The sequence below is a fragment of the Aquabacter sediminis genome (genome assembly GCF_028863665.1).
Classification (GTDB): Bacteria; Pseudomonadota; Alphaproteobacteria; order Rhizobiales; family Xanthobacteraceae; genus L1I39.
Genome location: NZ_JARBFX010000002.1, coordinates 480,129 through 498,875, shown reverse-complemented (window position 1 = coordinate 498,875; position 18,747 = coordinate 480,129). Strand labels below are relative to the sequence as shown.

Sequence of the window (18,747 nt, the reverse complement as noted above, 5' to 3'; positions counted from 1 at the left end):
CCGCGATCAGTCCCGCACGAGGGCGAGGTCCGGCGCGTCGGGATGCTTCATGCCGACGATATGATAGCCCGCATCCACGTGATGCACCTCGCCCGTAACGCCGCGGGAGAGATCGGAGAGCAGATAGACGCTGGTATCGCCCACTTCGTCGGTGGTCACCGTGCGGCGGAGCGGCGAGTTCAGCTCGTTCCACTTCAGGATGTAGCGGAAATCGCCGATTCCCGAGGCCGCCAGCGTCTTGATGGGGCCAGCCGAGACGGCATTCACACGGATGCCCTTGGGGCCGAGGTCCGCCGCCAGATAGCGCACCGAGGCTTCCAGCGCCGCCTTGGCCACACCCATCACATTGTAGTGCGGCATCCACTTCTCGGCGCCGTAATAGGTGAGCGTCAGCAGCGACCCGCCATCCGCCATCAGCTTCTCCGCCCGCTGCGCGATGGCGGTGAAGGAGTAGCAGGAGATGAGCATGGTCTTGTTGAAATTGTCAGCCGTGGTGTCCACGTAGCGGCCGTCCAGCTCGTCCTTGTTCGAAAAGGCGATGGCGTGGACCAGGAAGTCGAGCTTGCCGAACAGGCGCTCGGTCTCCGCGAAAACCGCGTCCATGGTGGCCGGGTCGGTGACGTCGCAATGGCCCACCAGATGTCCGCCCAATTCCGCCGCCAGAGGCTCCACGCGCTTCTTCAGCGCCTCGCCCTGATAGGTCAGCGCGATTTCCGCCCCATGGGCGCGCGCGGACTTGGCGATGCCATAGGCAATGGATCGATTGTTGGCGACGCCGAGAATCAGCCCGCGCTTGCCGTTCATGAGCCCGCTGGCGCCGACGTCATTCGCCATCTTCGAGTACTCCCTGGTGCCAAGCCTGCCGGTCACATGGCTGTCCGTAACGATACGCCGTGGCAGGCGGCGCCTCCTATGGCATGGGGGCGATGGGGGTTCAAGCGAGGTTGTCCCCAGATCGCCCTTGCGTCCCCGAACAGGCGATGCTAGACGCTCGGCCCTCGGTTCGGAGTGTAGCGCAGTCTGGTAGCGCACCACGTTCGGGACGTGGGGGTCGCAGGTTCAAATCCTGCCACTCCGACCAGCCGACTCAAGGGTTTTCAGAGTTTCAATCCGGTCCCGGGGATTGAGGCGAAGACGAAAACCCAAACCTTCCCCCTTAAAGTCTTGCCGTTGAGCTTCGCCGGTGCGTGGAACTGGCATCGGCATCTCAGGTGCGCGCCTTGCGGTGCTTTCTTACTTCTTCTTGTCCGCGTCAGGTGAGTCGCGGACAATCGATTCGCAGACCGCGTCGGTCTGCGCGCCGCTCAAGGATCGGCCCGCTGAGGTATGAGCGCCGTGTCTTCGGGGCCCCGGTCCTGGCTCTCCTCTGATTGGGGACCGCTCGATCCCCCCGCCTTCGGACGGCTGCCGAACTGCTGCTGCACCCAGTGCATCTGAGTGGATTTGTAGACGGCCCTGAGGCCGCAAGCGACGAAGCTCCGCAGCACGAAGTCCGGCAGGAGGCGTGTCTGCGCTTCCAGTTCGGCGCGCATGGCGTCATCGGTCACGTAAAGCTGGGCGAAGGTGCGGGTGACGAGACCTGGGCCGGTGGACAGCCAGATGGCTTCCGAATGACCCTCGAGCGTGGCCTTCACCGCTCCCATCAGCGCCTTCCCGATGAAGGGGTGGCCCGGACGGCAAGCCATGAAATTATTGCCGATGGAGCCGAGATTTTCGTGCCGCAGGACGAGGCTCGCCCCGGCGCACAACCGATCGAGCGGCCCCCTGCAACGGTCGTCCACGTCGGCATAGACCCCGCCCTCCCGCAGCAGCACGGCCAGGCGGAAGATGTCTGCTTTGTGCGCGGGATGGCGGGCCGCATGGAAGGCCTGGAGAACCGGGCCCGGCATTCCCTGGGCGAGGACTTCCTGCGCCGCGGCGATGTCGTAGAGGCGGCAGGTCCAGCCTGGATTGAGGGCGCGCCAACTCTCGATGAAGGGCGTAAGGTCCTCGGGCGTTTCAGCCGTGTCCCAGAACTGATGCAGGACGCGGGGAATAGGTGAGGTGGTGGGGGCCCGCCCCGGCCGCGGTCCCGGCAGCCGGCCGGCGCGGCGCAGCGCCACCACCAGGGCCACCGCGATGCCGGTGGAATCGGGAAAGTCCCGCACCACCGCTCGCAGCCGATCAAGATCATTGCGTGCCACCGCATCGCTTCCCGCGACCATGGCGGCCGGATCGGTCAAAAGGTCGTTGAAGACTTCGCTATAGAAGCCCAGGACCCGATGGGCGGAATGCACCAGGTCCGGGTCCCCATCGCGCACCAGGGTGCGCAACTGGCGTTGCGCGCGCCGCGCCTCCTCGATGCGCAGGCGGGGCATGGCGGCAAGCAGGCCCTGGATCCAGACCTGATGATTGTCCGGATCTTCCCGCTCCGCCTCCGCCAATGCTGCCGTGGCGTCCTCGAACTGGAGGCGGGAGAGGGCGCCCTTGGCAAGGAAGATCTGGCGCGCGGCACGGTCCTCCGGCGTGTCGGGCAAGGCGTCAAGCCAGGGGCCGACATCGCCGAAGCGACCCGCCGCCTGGCTTTGGTCGATGGCGAGGCGCAGAAGGCTGCGGTGGGTGGGGAAATGTTCCAGGCCTTCCTTCAGCCGCTTCCAGGCGTCTCCATCCTCCCCTCGGCCGAACAGAAGCGTGGCCGCCGTCGCGTAGAGCTCCGGTACCGGGGCCGAGAGGGAAAATCCCAACTCAAGGGTTGCGCGGGCGGCGGCTGCGGACTGGGTTCGCCCCTGAATGTCCGCCAAGGCCGCATAGGCGCGCCCGAAGGTGGGGTCGATCTTCAGCACTTGCTCGATTACGGCCCTGGCTTCGTCGAAGGCCTCCTTGCGCTGAAGGACGCCGCACAGGGTCATAAGTGCGCTGATGTCGCGCGGGTGGACCGCCAGGATGCTCTGGAGCACCTGGAGGGCCTCGCTCGTCCGACCGATGATGCGCAGGTCGCTGACCAGGCGCAAGCCTTCCCGCACTTCGGCCTGTTCGGTGAAGGCGGAGCCCAGAAGCTCTCGCGCTTCGTCCAGCCGGCCCTGCCGTCGCACTGTGGCGGCAAGGTCCAGCCTCAGAAGAAGCGAGGCGGCCCCAACGCCCGATACATCCGGCACCAGGGTCCGCAACATCCCCTCCGCTTCTCCTTCGCGGCCCAGGCTGGACAGGATGCGCGCCGTCTCGCGCACCAGCGATTCCACGGCGGGGGCCTGTGCCAGGCCCTCTTCCAGGATGGCCAGCGCGAGGGTGGGGTCGGCTTCGCGCGCGAGCGCGGCGCGGCGCAGGTAAGGGTTGGGGTCGGCCGGATGGGCGAGGCTCGCCTGGCGAAGGAGCGCGTCGGCCTCCTCCCGGCGCCCCTGCTCCACGCGCCAAGCGGCGAGCGTGATCAAAGTGCGCACGTGCCCAGGCTCCACTTCAAGCCGCAGCGCGATCACCCGCTCGAATTCCTCAGGGTCCGCTGCCGCGCCCTGGGCGGCCACGAGGTCGGCATAGAGGTTGAGCACACCCCTTTCATGAGGGATCGCGGCGTGAGTCGCGCGCAGGAGGGCAAGCGCCTCCTCTGTTCGGCCGGCATCCCGCAGGGCGCGGGCGAGCCGAATCAGCTCCGCGGTCACACCGCGCACGGTGGGGCCGAGGGCTGCAAGTCGCGCCTGGGCCGCCGGAAGGTTGCCTGAGAGCCTCTCCAGTTCGGCCGCTTGGATCACGGCCGCCTCCAGCGGTGGATCCTGCTCCAACAGGGGGAGGATGGCCGCGAACGCGTCCTCCAGGCGTCCCAGGTCCCGCAAGGCCCGCGCCTTGGCCTGGAGGAGAGCGGCACTGCCGGGTCTGCGGGCAAGGCCCTGCTCCAGAAAGTCGAGGGCGACATCAGGCTCGCCCCGCCTCTGGGCGATAAGGGCGAGCTGCTGATAGGCCCTGAGCTGGCGAGGGTCGCGTTCGAGCGCTGTGCGGTAGAGGGGCTCAGCTTCGGCAGGATTGCGCTGCCGCATCCACTCGTCGGCATGTCGCATCAGTTCGCCGGGCGAAAGCGCGGCCTCATCAGAGCGGGTGGCGTGCGTGGGGGCCTGCGTTCCAATGAGATCCACCTGGCTTTCGCTCATCCCCACACCACTCACTCTCTCTGTCCGGACGACATCGTGTCCAAAGTCACCCGCGACCACCCGGCAGGGCGGCATCGCGTATCGGTGATCTTATCAGGCGGGGGAGGGGGCGGGGCAGCTTGATTCGCCGGATCGCGGCGGTGTGACCGGCCAAAAGAAGCTGTGGCGAAGCTGTCCACAGGCCGGCATGGGCAATGCGCAATCCCCTCGGCCGCTTTCCGAAAGGTGATTTCCAAAATATGGCAAATTCTAAGTTTCCAAGGGCATTTACGGTAATAAGGTAGCGATCACGGGCCGTGCTATTCCTGCAACACTCCCCGTAAATCCAGGCTGGAGAGGCGGTTTCGGGCATTTCGGCCGTTGATCCGGGTTTGGCCTTTTGTATGGTGGCTTTGCGACGAAGGGGGGCAGTCCCCGGTCGCCTCTCCGGTATGGGCGCAAATCCGCCGGGGGGGAATCGGGGCGGAACCTCTCTCGCGTGCTCAGGCACACCGAAGCGGCGCTCGCTCCCTCGGAACGAAAATTTTTGGAGGTCACGATGAAGATGGTGAAGAGCCTTCTCCTCGGCAGCGCGGCGGGTCTCGTCGCGGTGGCTGGAGCCCAGGCCGCCGATCTGCCTGTGAAGGCAAAGGCTGTGGAATATGTGAAGGTGTGCTCCGCTTACGGCGCGGGCTACTATTACATTCCCGGCACCGACACCTGCCTCAAGATCGGTGGTTATGCCCGTTTCGACACGTACATCAACGCGGTCGGCACGTTTAACCCCGCGATCTCCAACATCGGCGCCATCGCGTTCAACGCGCCCGGCGGCGGCGTCGCTGGCTATCCGCTCTCCACGACGGACTCGCCCGACTACCTGACCCGCGCTCGCGCCGTGTTCGACATGGACGCCCGCACCGCCACCGACTACGGCGTGCTGCGTTCGTACATCCGCTTCGGCATGAACTGGGATTCGCAGGCGTCTGCAGGCAGCCCGGCTGGTTCCGGCCTGTACTTCGAGCGCGCGTTCATCCAGTTCGCGGGCTTCACCTTCGGTTATACCCAGTCGTTCTTCGACACCGGTATCAACTACGCTCTGACGACGCTGTATGCTGGTTCCTACCAGTGGACCACCGTCCTCGGCTACACCGCGCAGTTCGGCAACGGCTTCTCGGCGACCCTCGCCCTGGAAGACGCCGCCAACCGCATCACCGGCATCCAGTACAACTCCGCCTCCTTCACCAACGCTGGCGGCGGCTACACCAGCTATCAGGACGGCCAGTCCGCTCCCGATATCGTCGCCAACCTGCGCCTCGACCAGGCTTGGGGTACCGCGATGCTCTCCGGCGCCCTGCACCAGGTCGCTGCTATGACCCCCACCGCCGTTCCCGGCGTGGCTTATGTCGGCCAGTCCTCCACGGACAGCTGGGGTTGGGCGCTCGGTGGCTCGGTGGAGTTCAAGCTCCCCATGCTCTCCCCCGGCGACAGCCTGTATATCCAGGCCAACTATGCTGACGGCGCTCTGAGCTACCTCGGCCTCTCTGGCACGTCCCAGGGCCGCGCGACCGCTCTCGGCTCCATCTCCGTGGGCGGCGTGGCCAACGCCATCTCCGGCGCCTACTACCCGCTCGCCGACGCGATCTGGACCGGCACCGGCTTCTCCAAGGAGTCCGGCTGGGCCATCCAGGCTCAGTACCGTCACTTCTGGACCCCCGGCATCCGTTCGGCGGTGTTCGGTGGCTACGTCTCCGTGGACGTGCCCTACAACACCCTCAACGCCTACAGCACCCAGATGTGGCAGGTCGGCGCCAACACCATCTGGTCGCCGGTCAAGAACCTCGACCTCGGTGTGGAAGTCCTCTACTCCAAGGTCGACGGCGACTCGCCGCTCTACGCCCGCGGTGGCAATGCCTCCACGGTTCCCACCACGATCGCCGGTGGCTCCACCGACGTGTGGTCGGGCGGCATCCGCGCCCAGCGCAACTTCTGATCCAGTCTTTCTGGTCTCAGGAAGAACCCCGGCGAGCAATCGCCGGGGTTTTTTATTGTCTAGCGGACGTGGTTCTGTACGCTGTTCTTGGGCCTTGCTTGTTTCTAAATGTTATAATATATCAAAAGTGTGGTTTGGCACTTGAATCGTGCTGTGCAACCTCAGATAAAGTGTCATATTAGCTTGGCAGTTGATTTGGTTCGCCAGAGTGTATTCCCTTTGCGGGACGGGCGAGGCTTGGGGGTTATCATGAACATTCGGGGACTGGGGCTTGCTGTGGCGGCGAGCGTTGCGTCCACGGCCGTTGTGGCGGCCGACCTTCCGGTGAAGGCGGCAGGGGCCACTTATGTGCGCCAGTGCACCGCCGAGGGACCGGGCTTCTATTATGTTCCCGGTAGCGACACCTGCCTCAAGATCGGCGGATACACCTGGGCTGAAGGTTATTATAATACCTATACCGATTATCCCAGCAATTATAACAAGACCTATTCCATCGCCACCTTCGGCCTGCAGGTGGATTCGCGCACGGCGACAGACTACGGCACCCTGCGTGCCTATATGGACGTGCGTTTGCGCTGGCGGACCTCGGACATGTTCTCCGATGGACCCAACACCTCCGAAGTGGCACCCTGGAACATCTATATCCAGTTCGCGGGTTTCACCTTCGGCTACGCCCAGTCTTTCTTTGATTTCTACGCCAACGCCAACGTGATGGGTACCGATCCGGCCACCATCGGCGACGACACCCGCATCACCTTGGCCGGCTACACCTGGGAATTTGCCAACGGTTTCGTGGCCAAGGCATCGCTGGAAGACGCCTCCGTCCGCAATAGCGGCGTGTCTCCCTCCGATCCCGCTTGGCCGGACGTCACCGACAATTACCAGACCGGCGCGCGCATGCCGGAATTCGTCGGTGCCTTCGGCCAGGAGGGCAAGTGGGGCCAGTGGCAGCTGTCCGGCGCTTTGCACCAGGTGGTCGCTTCCACCACGGCCGACTTCCTCGGGCCAACCACCAGCTCCTGGGGCTATGCCTTGCAGGCCGGCGTGATGTTCAACCTTCCCTTCCTGGGTGAGGGTGACAATCTCTACCTGCAGTCGGCCTATGTGGACGGCGCCATCTCCTATCTCGGTCTCATCAATGCCAGCGGCGAGTTCCAGCCGCCGGATGCCTACATCAACGCCAATGGCTCGCTCTCGCGCGTGAGCGGCTGGAACATCGTCGGCCAGTTGCTGCACAATTGGAACGAGAAGTGGAACACCGCCGTGTTTGGCGGCTATGCGCGGTTCGATCTCAACGACCCCACCGCACAGGTGGCGTACGGCGCCACGAGCGGCACCAACTACAATGTGGGCGCCAACCTCACCTGGTCCCCGGTGGAGCCGCTCGCGATCACCCTGCAGTACGACTACAATGTGTGGCAGGCGAATGGTTATGTGGACACCGGCTACGGCTTGCCGGTCTCCTCGCAGAAGGCCCATCAGGTGCTCCTGATGTTTGCCCGCACCTTCTGATCTGCCTGAGGTCTCTTGCATCCTTGCGCAACGGGCGGCCCGAAAGGGTCGCTCGTTTTCGTTTGTTCGGGCGATGGGGCTGGCCCAAGGGAAAGGCGACCTCCTGCTGCGCCGTGGAGGGGAAAGATCGGCTCTTCCATCGAATGAAGCGCGGGATGCCGCCAGCGCAAGCCGCGCCGCTGTTGCCGATATGACCCGTTGATCAGGCTGAGAGATCGGGCAAAGGCGCGGCCATCATGCGCGCAGGCGCGGCACGTGGGGCGCCCTTATCCCCGAAAGGGCTGTGAACGGGCAGCGCTCATGTGCCGAAGTGGTGGTCGGAGCAGCAGGATTTGAACCTGCGACCCTCTGCTCCCAAAGCAGATGCGCTACCAGGCTGCGCTATGCTCCGACAGGCCGACAAGGCGTGGACCGTGCTTACTTTTTCAAGGCGCTGCGTGCAAGGCCAATCGGTGGGGAGCAGGTCAGATCGGCGCGCGCAACACACGCACGCCAATTTGGGGCAGGGGAGGGGGCATGTGAAATGCGCGCCTCTCCCCGGCCCCTTTGCGGGGCTGATGGCTCAGCGCATCAGGCGGGCGATCGCTTCGCGAGAAACCACGAGGGTCAAGCCGGCGGCAAGGGCGGCCTCCACGAGATCGCCGATGATGAAGGGCGTAAAGCCGAAGGCGAGCAGCTTGTCAGCCGGCACATAGAGCGCAAGCCAGGACAGGCCGAGGCCATAAATGGCGGCCACACCGGCCAGCATCGCGGCCGTCCGGCCCAGAAGACCCCGGCCTTCCGCGGCGCGGCTGGTCACGACGGTGGCCACGAGGAAGCCCGCCAGATAGCCGGCGGTGGGACCCATCATATAGGCAAGGCCAATGCCGCGTTCCGGCGTGCCGGCGAACACGGGCAAGCCGGCGGCGCCCGCGCCGAGATAGGCGAGCATCGTCGCCACGGCGAGGCGAGGCCCGAGCGTCGTCGCCAGTGCCAGAACGGCGAAGGTCTGGAGGGTGATCGGAACCGGGCCGAGGGGAATGCGAATCTTGGCGCTCAGCGTCAGCAGCGCCACTCCGGCGATCAGGGCAAGGCCCTGCCGGGCAGTGATGCGCCAGGCCGCGGGCGATTGGGTGAGGGACGGGTGCATGGGCTCTCCTCAAACTATAGATAAAAATCTATCCTCTCTATGATGAAGGCAGATGATCGCCCTGAAAAGCAATTAAACTATAGATAATCAGCCGACGATGGCGAAGACATCCCGGGCGGCACCACCCTTTCCCGCAACGGGCCGATGGCCGATCCACTGGACATGACGAGCCAGGATCGCGCAGGCGCCGTCCACCTCCCCCTTGCGCAAGGCCGCGAGGATGGCGCGATGGTCGTGGTCGGTGCGGGCCTCCCAGTTGGAGCGCCATGCGGCGAACAGGAAGCGGGCGCTGGCCGCATGCAGGTCGTCGATGGTTGTCAGCAGGCGCCCCATGCCGCACGGCGTGACGATGAGGCGGTGAAAGCGCCGATTGGCCTCCTCGAAGGCCCGCACATCGCTGGAATTGTCGCAGGCGCGGGCGGCATCTTCCGCCGCGTCGAGGTCCGACGGGCTCAGCCTGAGAGCGGCGTGTCGCAGGGCCAGAACCTCAAGGGCGGCGCGCATCTGCGCCACTTCCTTCACTTCTGCCAGATCGAAGGCTGCCACCCGCACGCCCCGGCGCGGCTCGCTCACCGCCAGACCTTGGGCCTCCAGGCGGCGGAAGGCTTCCCGAACCGGCACGTGGCTGGCGCCGAATTCCTCCGCCACATGGTCCTGCCGCAGTCGCGCGCCGGGCTCGATCTCCCCGGAAATGATCCGCTCCGCCAGAATGCGGCTGATGCGGGCGGCCCGTGTCTCCTGGGTGTCCGGCGGCATGTCCCTCTCCAATGCGCCCTGTCAGCGGGAGTGGAGGGAGGATTATAGATAAAGACCTCTCGCCGCCAGTTCGTCTGGACCGGCAGCGCCCCGACCGGTCCGGGTCTCACCGGCGGGGCGAAGCGGTGGAGCGTCGGGGGATCAGTGTGGGGGCGGCAATGCGGAGGCGTGCGCCGGCCATGTCCGGGGGGCGGGTCATCAGTTCCAGCGCGGCGCTTGCGATCTGGTCGAAGGGCACGCGCACAGTGGTGAGCGGAATGGGCAGGCGGCTGACAATGGGAATGTCGTTATAGCCCACCAGTGACACATCTCCCGGCACCGAGAGCCCGCGCCGAGCGAGGGTGGAGAGGGCGCCGATGGCGGTGTTGTCGTTCACCGCGAAGAGCGCGGTGGGTGGCTGCGGCAGGTCCATCAGCCGTTCGGCCGCCTCCGCCCCCGAATCGATTCCGAAGGTGGATTCCACCACCAGCGCCGGATCGAGCGGAACGCCCGCCTCCCGCAGCGCCTGCTCATAACCTTCAAGGCGCCCCTTGCTGGAGGAGGCATAGCCCGGCCCGGCAATGATGCCGATGCGCCGGTGGCCGAGGTCGAGAAGGTGGCGGGTGGCGAGATAGCCGCCCAGGCGATCATCCCCGACTGATGCAAGGCTGCGCCCATCGCTGCGCAGGGCCAGCACGAACGGAACCCCGCGGTCGGCCAGCTCGCCTGCAAAGTCATCGCCTTCCCGCGCCGTGGAGAGCACCAGCCCGTCGACTCCCCGTTGAAGCAACGTCTGGGCGGCGGTGCGGTCCGCGTGCGGCTCGTCCTCGGTGGTGGCCACGATGGCGAAGCGGCCCGAGCGGGCGCAGGCCCGCGCCAGGGCCTCGTAGAGCATCGCCATGACCGTGTCGGTGAGGCGAGGCACGATGACGCCGATGGTGTTGGTCTGTCCGCGCCTAAGGCTGGCGGCGGACACATCGCGCACATAGCCGAGCCGTGTCGCCACTTCGCGCACGCGCCGCGCCGTGTCGCTCTCGGAACGGGGCAGGCGTTCATCCAGAATGCGGGAGACCGTCGACTTGGAGACGCCGGCGGCCGCAGCCACGTCATGTATGGTGACCCGCCCGTGTCGCTCGTTTGCCTCCTCGTCCAAGCCGCCTTCTCCATCCCATCAGCCGAACTCACTTAACGAGTGTGGATCCATCTGCACAAGATACAATGTGGGACCGTTGCAGGAACGTTCCCGATATTGCTCCGCACGCGCTCATGCCGAGCGTGTCCCCGCCCTTGTGTCGGCACGGGTCACAGCGGGCGGAACGTGTGGTGATCGAGCGGGTCCAGCGGGCGGCCTTATCTGCGATCACCTTGCAACTAATAATATATTCCGAGATCGCCGCGCTCTTCCAGGCTATGGGCTGGCGCGATGACGGGCTGGCGCACGGCCCCGATCGTACGCCTTTGGAGAGGCGGCCGAACGGGCGAGGTGGGTCGAGTTCAAGGGTGGGGGCGCCTTGGACACCGGCATCCTGCGCGCACCCCCGGCGTGAGGTTGCGCAAGGAACGGACCGCAGGGCACGCCAACTGCGGACCACGGAATTGAGGATGATCCAACCGGGTTGACCCGCGACCCGAGGGGAGACGCCTTCAAAGCCGTTGAGCCTGGTCCAGTGCGGGGATCCCCGCCGGACCGGGCTCGTTCTCCATGTCAGGTTCGACCCGTTCCGGTGCGCCCATCATTTGGATGGTCAGGCACCTTTTCCCACCTGGATGTCCAGCCAGCCGAGCGCATTCACCCGAAGCCTATCGGGGACGCCGATCAGGACTGTGGTTGTCTCCGACACAACCAGGGCCGGCCCCTCCACCGCATGGCCGGGGCGCAGGTCCTCGAATCGATAGACCGGCACGCGCATTTGGGTCGGAAAGCGGATTTCGCGCGTGGCATGGATGGGAGGCATCCCCGCCATCGGGGCTGACCCGTTATCCTCGCTCACATTCGGCACCGTTCCTACCGCCGAGACACGGGCGTTCACGAAGACGACCTCCTGGTTCGGAGCGGCGTAGGTGTAGAGCTCCTCATGCCGGCGATGGAAGCGGGCGTCCATCTGCGCGAGGAAGTCGGGCGCGGCAAGATCCAGGCCGTCCAGGTCCACGTCAATCTCGAACACCTGCTCGCCATAGCGCATCTCGGCCGAGCGCTCGAGCCGGACCGGCCCGTCGTACCAGGCTTGCATGCGGGCGCGGGCGGTCTCTTCGAGCTCTTGGAAGACCGCCCGAATGGCGCCGGCCCGGTCCGCCTCGCCCGTGTCGATGCTGGTGCGGCTGACCTCGTAGCGCAGGTCGCTGGCCAGCATGCCCCAGGCGGACAGCACGGAAGCCGCAACCGGGACGACCACGCGGGGGATTTCCAGTTCGCGCGCCACTTCGACCGCATGAAGGCCAGCGGCGCCGCCGAAGCTGACCATGGCGAACCGGCGGGGGTCGACGCCCCGGCGCAGGGTCATCAGGCGAATGCCATCCGCCATGGACAGGTTGACCAGCCGGTAGATGCCGGCCGCCGCCGCGTCTCGCGAAATGCCGAGGGCGGTGCCGATGGTGTCGACGGCCGCGGCCGCCGCCTCCGTGTCCAGTCGCCGCCGACCGCCCATGAAGGCGTCGGGATCCAGCGTGCCCAGCACCACATTGGCGTCGGTGACGGTGGGCGCCGTCCCCCCGTTCCCGTAGGCGGCCGGGCCGGGTTGGGAGCCGGCACTGGCCGGGCCCACATGCAGCGTGCCGCCGGCATCCACTGCGGCGATGGAACCACCCCCCGCCGCGATGCTGGCAATGTCGAGGCTGCGCAGGGCGATGCGTTGGCCCGCCAGTCCGGCATCGGCGGTCAGCATGGCGCGGCCATCGGCAATCAACGAGATGTCGGTGCTGGTGCCGCCCATGTCGAAGGGGATGAGGTCGGCGATGCCGAGCAGCTCGGCGCAGCGCCGGCAACCGGAAATGCCGCCCGCCGGGCCGGAAAGCGCCGTGCCGGCCGCCAGCCGCGCCGCCTCCTCCACGGGCGCCATGCCGCCGTGGGACAGGATGATGAAAAGCGATCCCGAAAAACCTGCCTCGGCGAGGCTGCGCTCCAGATTGCGCAGATAAAGCTGCACCGCCGGACCCACATAGGAATTGACCACGGTGGTGGAGACCCGCTCATATTCCTTGATCTGCGGCCACACATCGCTGGAGCGGGACACATAGAGGCCGGGCAGTTCGCGCTTCAGGCGCTCCACCGTCTCGATCTCATGGGCGGGGTTGCGATAGGCGTGGAGATAGCAGACCGCCACAGAGGTGGCCCCCGAGCGCTTGACGGCTTCGATCGCCTCTCCCAGGGAGGCGGGATCGAGGGGAATGCGCACTGCGCCGTCCGGCCCGATGCGCTCCCGAACGCCCAGGCGCAGCTCGCGCGGCACCAGCGGTTCCGGCGGGGGCGTGCGCAGGTCGTAGCGGTCGCCCTTCAGTCCCTCCCGCATTTCCAGCACATCGCGATGGCCATGCGTGGTCAGCAACGCCACCTTCGCGCCCTTGCGCTCCAGAAGCGCGTTGGTGGCCACCGTCGTGCCGTGGACGAGCCGTGACGTGCGCGACAACAGGTCCGCGCGCGTCAGGCCGACCCTCGCCGCCAGGTCCTCAAGACCAGCCATGACCCCCACGGACTGGTCGGCTGGGGTGGAGGGCGCCTTCGCAAAGACGGCCTTGCGGTCGGGGCCGATCACCACCAGATCCGTGAAGGTGCCGCCCACATCGATGCCGATGGCGTACATGGTCACTGTTCCTTCCGGGTGATCGTAACAAGGCCCTGGGCCAGATCGCGCGCGTGCGCCGCCGCCGCCCGCTTCTCCGCCGGTCCCCATCCGCCCCCGCCGGCCGAGCGGATTTCCAGCATGTCGCCCGGGCGAAGCTCGATGCCCACTTCCTTGGTCTTCAACGGCCGGGGCGGGTGGCCCTCAGAGAGGAGGCGATAGGCGTGAGGCACGCCGTCCTCGCCACCCTGGAGGCCGCAGGCGCCGTGGCGCGCGCCGTCGCCGGCGGTGTTGGCGAGCGCGGGCTTCTCTGTCTCCAGCACCAAATCGAGCGCCACGCCGAGGCCGCCGCGGTGCTGTCCACGTCCCCCGGAATCCGGGCGAAACTCGTGGTGGCGGAAATGCAGAGGAAAACGCGCCTCGGCCACCTCGATGGGGCCGAACTTGATGCCGCCCACCGTGTGCCATTCGCCAATGGACGACCATCCATCGCCCCCCGGCGAGGCGCCACCCCCTGGCCGGGCCTGGAACATGTGCCAGATGAAGGGGCGGCCGTTGCGCGGATCCTCTCCCTGGATCGCCACGCGGAAGCGCCGGCTCCAGCCCGCCATGGCCCGGTCCGGGCAGCATTGGGCCATGGCCTTGATGACCGCCTCCACGATCTCGTTGGAGGGATGGCTGGTGCACATGGTCACGGGGCGGCCGGGATCGGCCCACACGATGGTGCCTTGCTTCAGAACCACCTTCAGCGGGCGGAGCGCGCCGTCATTCTTGGGCGTCTGCGGGTCGATGAGATAGGCGAACGCCATGGCCACGGCCGCCTGGGTATTGGCGTGGGAGGAATTCACGAACCGGTCCGTTTGCGGATCGGACTGGGTGAGGTCCACCTCAATGTCGCTTCCCGACTTGGTGACGCGAGCGGCGATTCGCAGGTCCGTGCGGGTGTGGCCGTCATCGTCGAGGAAAGCCTCACCTTCGAAGACGCCGTCCCGCCAGCCGGCCACCACCGTGCGGGTCTGGTGCTCGGCGGCGTCCAGGATGGCCTCCACAGCGCGCTCCACCATGTCGAGCCCGAACTCGGCGAACAGCTTTTCGAGCTGGCGCTGGCCGAGGTGCGCGGCCCCAACCATGGCGGCAAGGTCGCCCCGGAAGTCGCGGGGATTGCGCACATTGAGGGCCAAGAGGTCGAGAAAGTCCGCCCGCAGCTTGCCCGCGTCATAGAGCCGGACGGGGGGCACGCGCAGGCCCTCCTGCCAGATTTCGCTGGCCTGCGGATTATAGCCGCCATGGGTGGCGCCGCCGATGTCGCTCTGGTGGGCGCGCACGATGGTCCACAGCATGCGCCGGCCCTGCGCGAACACGGGGACGAAGGCGGTGAGGTCCGGCAGATGACTGCCGCCATGATAGGGGTCGTTCAGCAGGAACACGTCGCCGGGGGCGATGTCGTCGAACCGCGCCTCCACCGCCCGCGTCGCCCAAGGCAGGGCGCCCACATGGACGGGGATATGGTCCGCCTGGGCGATCAGCCGGGAGCGGGTGTCGCAGATGCCGATGGAGAAGTCGCGGCTGGAATTGAGGATCTGGGAATAGGAGGTCCGCAGCATCGCCTCCCCCATCTCCGCCACGATGGAGGAGAGACGGTGCTGGACGACGGAGCGCGTGATGGGATCGACCGCGGTCGACATGGGCATGCCTTTTCGTCGCGTGTGCACGGGCATCCGGCGTCCGGTGGGACGCCGCGGCCCTCGCGCATCGGTTGCAAGCGGGACTTGGGGGATGAGATTACATGGCCGCCACGTCGGCGATGGAGGCCGAGATGGCTTCGACGATGTGGTCGAGATCGCCGTCGCTCATGGGGGTCGAGAGGGCAAAGAGGCCATAGCCGGCCGCGAGCACCCCTCGATTCAGGAGGCCCAGATTGAAGCGGGCGAGGCGTGCGGCTTCCTGCGGGGTCTGGTAGGCGCTGCGATAATCGCGCACTGGCCGGTCGGTGAAATGGATCTTGGCCAGCGAGCCGAGACCCACCGCGCGGCCAGGCACGCCATGACGGGCGAAGGCTTCGTTGGTGCCGGCGCGCATGCGCTCGCCGATGGCATCGAGGCGGGCGAAGGCGGCCTCATCCAGCATCTCCATGGCCGCATGGCCGGCCCGCATGGTGACCGGATTGGCCGAGAAGGTGCCGCCATGGGGCAAGGCCGGCTTGCCGGAGGTGGGATCGAACACGGCCATGAACTCAGCCCCACCCGACACCGCGCCCACGGGAAAGCCGCCGCCGATGATCTTGCCGAGAGTGGTCAGATCCGGCCGGATGCCCCACAGGCCCTGCGCCCCCTTGTAGCCAAGGCGGAAGGTGATGACCTCGTCGAAGATGAGAAGGGCGCCCACTTCGCGGGACACCTCCCGCAGGGCCTCAAGATAGGCCCGGTCCGCCGGCACCAGGCCCGCCCGGTTGGGCATGGGGTCCACCAGGATGCAGGCAAGGTCCTGCCCATGTTCCCGGATGAGGCTGACCGCCGCGTCCACATCGTTAAAGGGCAAGGTGAGGGTGTCGGCGAGCACGTTGGGCGGCGTGCCCTTGGCATAGGCCACAGAGACCGGCGCATTGGCTCCCCAGGTTTCCGGGCCGGGATCGAGGCTCACTTCGGCATAGTCATAGGAGCCGTGATAGGCCCCCTCGCACTTGGCGATGCGGGCGCGGCCCGTATAGGCGCGCGCCGCTTTCAGCGCCATCATCACCGCCTCGGTGCCGGAATTGCAGAAGCGCACATGGTCGACGCTGTCGAGGCGTTCGGCGAGCAGTTCGGCGAGGTCGATCTCCGCCTCGGTGGGCATACCGAAGGCGCTGCCGAGCGCGATCTGCCGGGTGGCCGCCTCCACCAGGCGCGGATGGGCGTGGCCATGGATGCCGGCAGTGAAATTGTTGATGCAGTCGATGCGCGATACGCCGTCCACATCGATCACCCGGCAGCCTTCGCCCCGTGCCGCATAGACCGGATAGGGCTTCATGAAGACGGTGGTGCGGGTATTGCCGCCGGGCAGGCTCTTCAGGGCGCGGTTATAGAGGGCCTGGGAGCGGGAGGAGGGGTCGGGATAGGTCATGGATGACACTCCGTCGGCGCCGGTTCAGCGGCCGAGATAGGCTTGGCGGACGCGGTCGTCCTGCCGGAGGGATGGGGCGCTGCCTTCGGCGGCGATGCGGCCGTTTTCCAGCACATAGCCGCGGTCGGCGACCGCAAGCGCGAGCACGGTGTTCTGCTCCACCACCAGGATGGTGAGGCCCGCGGCGGCGATCTGCCGGATGCGCTCATAGACCTCTTCCGCGAGGCGCGGGGCGAGGCCAAGGGAGGGTTCATCCAGCAGCAAAAGGCGCGGGCGGGCCATGATGGCCCGGCCGATGGCCAGCATCTGCTGCTCGCCGCCCGACAGTGACCAGCCGAGCTGGACGCGGCGCTCCTTCAGGCGCGGGAAGAGATCGAACACCTGAGCCAGATCGTCGGCCACCGATTGGCCCATCCGCCGCCAGGGTGTGGCGCCGAGGATGAGATTTTCTTCCACCGTGAGCCCGGGAAAGATCCGCCGCCCCTCGGGCGCCTGGGCGATGCCGAGCTTCACGCGCTTTTCGCTTGCGAGACCTGTAATGGCGCGTCCTTCGAACAGGATGGCGCCGGAGGCGACGGGGTTGAGCCCCGATATGGCCCGCAGCAAGGTGGTCTTGCCCGCGCCATTGGCGCCGATCAGCGCCACCGTCTCGCCTGCCCTCACATGGAGGGAGAGACCGTGCAGCGCGACATTGCCGCCATAGGCGACCACCAGGTTTTCAGTCGCCAGCATGGCTGTAGCCCTCCCCGAGATAAGCGGACAGGACGGCGGGATCGCTCTGCACCTGCGCCGGCGTACCCTCGGCGATGCGGCAGCCGAAATTCAGCACCAGGATGCGCTCGGCGAGCCGCATGACCATGCCCATATTGTGCTCGATGAGGACCACGGCGAGGCTGTGCTCCGCCCGCAGCGCCGTGAGGCGCTCCATCAGCAGTTCCACTTCTCCCAAATTGAGACCGGCGGCCGGCTCGTCGAGGAGGAGGAGGCGGGGGCCGCAAGCGAGCGCCCGGCACAATTCCACCATGCGGCGCTGGCCATAGGAGAGGGCGCCCACCATGCGGTCCGCCGCGTCGGCAAGGCCCATGCGGGCGAGGATCGCGAGCGAGTCCTCCCGCAACTGGCGTTCGCTGCGGCGGGGCTGGATGGCCGCGCCGGTCATCACGTTCTCCAGCACCGTGAGGCGCGGAAACAGCCGGCCATGCTGGAAGGTGCGCCCGAGGCCCGCCCGGATGCGGCCGTGGGTGGGCGTGCGGGTGATGTCCCGGCCATCAAAGTGGACCGTGCCGGTGGTTGGGAGGTCGAGCCCTGTCAGCACATTCAGGAAGGTGGACTTGCCCGCCCCATTGGGGCCGATGACGGCGACGAATTCCCCCGCCGCAACGGTGAAGTCCACGTCGGTCAGGGCCATCAGCCCGCCATATCGCTTCGAGATTGCGCGCGCCTGGAGCAATGTCATGGCGTCGACCTCTTCGCAGTCTTCTTCGCGAGGTCCCGCACGCGGCCGACCAGACCGACGAGACCGGTGGGAAGGAAGATGAGGATCAGGAGCAGCATCAGGCCGAAGAAGGCGAGGTAAGCGTCGCCCAGGAAGCGCAGCCATTCCGGCAGGAAGGTCAGCAGCACCGCGCCGATGATGGCCCCCGCCACGGACCCCTCGCCGCCCACGATCAGCATCGCCAGATAGACGATGGAGTGGGCGTAGTTGAAATCCTCCGGCGCCACGAAGCGCATGTGGGTGGCGAACAAGACGCCGGCGAGGCCGGCGAACGCCGCCGACAGGCACAGCGCCGCGATCTTCACCCGCGTCACGTCGATGCCGATCATGCGCGCGGCGGTCTCGTCGTCGCGCACCGCCATCATGGCGCGGCCATGACGGGAGTGCTGGAGCGCGATGGCGATGGCCGCGCAGAGCGCCAGGAAGAAAAGGGCGAGCCACAGGAAGCGCCGCTCGTCATCGAAGGCGAAGCCCGCAAGGCTCAGCCCCGGAATGTTGGAAATGCCGTTGGTGCCGCCGGTGAGGCTGATCCAATTGGTGGCCACGATGGTGAAGCTGACATTCAGCCCGAGCGTCGCCAGCGCCAGATAGTGCCCCTTCAGCCGCAGCAATGGCGTGCCGATGATCGCCGCGAAGAGCGTGGTCACCACGATGGCGACGATCATGGCCAGCCAGGGCGACCAGCCTGCCGTGGTGGTCAGGATGGCCAGCGTATAGGCGCCGAACCCCACGAAGGCGGCACTGCCCAGCGAGATCAGGCCGGCCAGGCCGAAGGCGAAATTGAAGCCGATGACGGCGATGGCGGAGATCACCGACACATTCAGGAGCCGCAGCCTGTAGTCGGCGAGCACCAGGGAAAGCAACCCGCCAAGAACGAGGATGACAAGGGCGGCGAGGAGGGGATGGCGCATCCGCAT

General features: G+C 66.7%; 13 protein-coding genes and 2 tRNA genes. 3 read left to right on the top strand and 12 right to left on the bottom strand.

Going from position 1 to position 18,747, the window contains the following annotated elements:
• Positions 1–6 precede the first annotated feature (6 nt).
• Positions 7–834: an enoyl-ACP reductase FabI gene (fabI, locus tag PV781_RS05245; protein WP_209104909.1), complete on the bottom strand. Its 828-nt coding sequence runs from the start codon at positions 832–834 to the stop codon at positions 7–9.
• A 170-nt stretch (positions 835–1,004) separates the two neighbouring features.
• On the opposite strand from fabI, the gene PV781_RS05240 reads away from it, so the two are divergent.
• Positions 1,005–1,081 (top strand) — tRNA-Pro (locus PV781_RS05240).
• 223 nt (positions 1,082–1,304) lie between these two features.
• On the opposite strand, the gene PV781_RS05235 is transcribed toward PV781_RS05240, so the two are convergent.
• Positions 1,305–4,115: a tetratricopeptide repeat protein gene (locus PV781_RS05235; protein WP_274774559.1), complete on the bottom strand. Its 2,811-nt coding sequence runs from the start codon at positions 4,113–4,115 to the stop codon at positions 1,305–1,307.
• Between the two features lie 538 nt (positions 4,116–4,653).
• Here PV781_RS05235 and PV781_RS05230 point away from each other — a divergent pair.
• Positions 4,654–6,084: a porin gene (locus tag PV781_RS05230; RefSeq protein WP_274774558.1), complete on the top strand. Its 1,431-nt coding sequence runs from the start codon at positions 4,654–4,656 to the stop codon at positions 6,082–6,084.
• A 249-nt stretch (positions 6,085–6,333) separates the two neighbouring features.
• Positions 6,334–7,596, top strand: a complete 1,263-nt coding sequence (locus tag PV781_RS05225; protein WP_274774557.1) for a porin — start codon at positions 6,334–6,336, stop codon at positions 7,594–7,596.
• Positions 7,597–7,910: 314 nt separating this feature from the next.
• Here the strand turns inward: PV781_RS05225 and PV781_RS05220 are convergent.
• The 10 genes from PV781_RS05220 to PV781_RS05175 all read right to left on the bottom strand — a co-directional run bounded on the left by PV781_RS05220 (position 7,911) and on the right by PV781_RS05175 (position 18,741).
• Positions 7,911–7,987 (bottom strand) — tRNA-Pro (locus PV781_RS05220).
• Between the two features lie 171 nt (positions 7,988–8,158).
• Complete coding sequence (locus PV781_RS05215; RefSeq protein ID WP_274774556.1) at positions 8,159–8,725, bottom strand: biotin transporter BioY; 567 nt, start codon at positions 8,723–8,725, stop codon at positions 8,159–8,161.
• A gap of 87 nt (positions 8,726–8,812) precedes the next feature.
• Positions 8,813–9,481: a GntR family transcriptional regulator gene (locus PV781_RS05210; RefSeq protein WP_274774555.1), complete on the bottom strand. Its 669-nt coding sequence runs from the start codon at positions 9,479–9,481 to the stop codon at positions 8,813–8,815.
• Positions 9,482–9,587: 106 nt separating this feature from the next.
• Positions 9,588–10,613, bottom strand: a complete 1,026-nt coding sequence (locus PV781_RS05205) for a LacI family DNA-binding transcriptional regulator (RefSeq protein WP_274774554.1) — start codon at positions 10,611–10,613, stop codon at positions 9,588–9,590.
• Positions 10,614–11,205: 592 nt separating this feature from the next.
• On the bottom strand, positions 11,206–13,257 hold the full coding sequence (locus tag PV781_RS05200) for a hydantoinase/oxoprolinase family protein (protein WP_274774684.1): 2,052 nt from the start codon (positions 13,255–13,257) through the stop codon (positions 11,206–11,208).
• A 2-nt stretch (positions 13,258–13,259) separates the two neighbouring features.
• The gene (locus PV781_RS05195) at positions 13,260–14,921 is read right to left on the bottom strand and encodes a hydantoinase B/oxoprolinase family protein (protein ID WP_274774553.1); all 1,662 of its coding nucleotides are present in this window, start codon (positions 14,919–14,921) and stop codon (positions 13,260–13,262) included.
• A gap of 97 nt (positions 14,922–15,018) precedes the next feature.
• Positions 15,019–16,335, bottom strand: a complete 1,317-nt coding sequence (locus PV781_RS05190; RefSeq protein ID WP_274774552.1) for an aspartate aminotransferase family protein — start codon at positions 16,333–16,335, stop codon at positions 15,019–15,021.
• Positions 16,336–16,359: 24 nt separating this feature from the next.
• Positions 16,360–17,067: an ABC transporter ATP-binding protein gene (locus tag PV781_RS05185; RefSeq protein WP_274774551.1), complete on the bottom strand. Its 708-nt coding sequence runs from the start codon at positions 17,065–17,067 to the stop codon at positions 16,360–16,362.
• The gene (locus PV781_RS05180; RefSeq protein ID WP_274774550.1) at positions 17,054–17,791 is read right to left on the bottom strand and encodes an ABC transporter ATP-binding protein; all 738 of its coding nucleotides are present in this window, start codon (positions 17,789–17,791) and stop codon (positions 17,054–17,056) included. The genes PV781_RS05185 and PV781_RS05180 overlap by 14 nt, the downstream gene beginning before the upstream one ends.
• Positions 17,788–18,741, bottom strand: a complete 954-nt coding sequence (locus tag PV781_RS05175) for a branched-chain amino acid ABC transporter permease (protein WP_274774549.1) — start codon at positions 18,739–18,741, stop codon at positions 17,788–17,790. Before PV781_RS05175 ends, PV781_RS05180 begins: the two co-directional genes overlap by 4 nt.
• Positions 18,742–18,747: the final 6 nt, after the last annotated feature.

Coding starts and splice junctions, on each gene's coding strand:
- PV781_RS05175 (WP_274774549.1), bottom strand. CDS start 18,741: ATGCGCCATCCCCTCCTCGCCGCCCTTGTCATCCTCGTTCTTGGCGGG.
- PV781_RS05190 (WP_274774552.1), bottom strand. CDS start 16,335: ATGACCTATCCCGACCCCTCCTCCCGCTCCCAGGCCCTCTATAACCGC.
- PV781_RS05230 (WP_274774558.1), top strand. CDS start 4,654: ATGAAGATGGTGAAGAGCCTTCTCCTCGGCAGCGCGGCGGGTCTCGTC.
- PV781_RS05235 (WP_274774559.1), bottom strand. CDS start 4,115: ATGAGCGAAAGCCAGGTGGATCTCATTGGAACGCAGGCCCCCACGCAC.
- fabI (WP_209104909.1), bottom strand. CDS start 834: ATGGCGAATGACGTCGGCGCCAGCGGGCTCATGAACGGCAAGCGCGGG.
- PV781_RS05215 (WP_274774556.1), bottom strand. CDS start 8,725: ATGCACCCGTCCCTCACCCAATCGCCCGCGGCCTGGCGCATCACTGCC.
- PV781_RS05225 (WP_274774557.1), top strand. CDS start 6,334: ATGAACATTCGGGGACTGGGGCTTGCTGTGGCGGCGAGCGTTGCGTCC.
- PV781_RS05210 (WP_274774555.1), bottom strand. CDS start 9,481: ATGCCGCCGGACACCCAGGAGACACGGGCCGCCCGCATCAGCCGCATT.
- PV781_RS05200 (WP_274774684.1), bottom strand. CDS start 13,257: ATGTACGCCATCGGCATCGATGTGGGCGGCACCTTCACGGATCTGGTG.
- PV781_RS05185 (WP_274774551.1), bottom strand. CDS start 17,067: ATGCTGGCGACTGAAAACCTGGTGGTCGCCTATGGCGGCAATGTCGCG.
- PV781_RS05195 (WP_274774553.1), bottom strand. CDS start 14,921: ATGTCGACCGCGGTCGATCCCATCACGCGCTCCGTCGTCCAGCACCGT.
- PV781_RS05180 (WP_274774550.1), bottom strand. CDS start 17,791: ATGACATTGCTCCAGGCGCGCGCAATCTCGAAGCGATATGGCGGGCTG.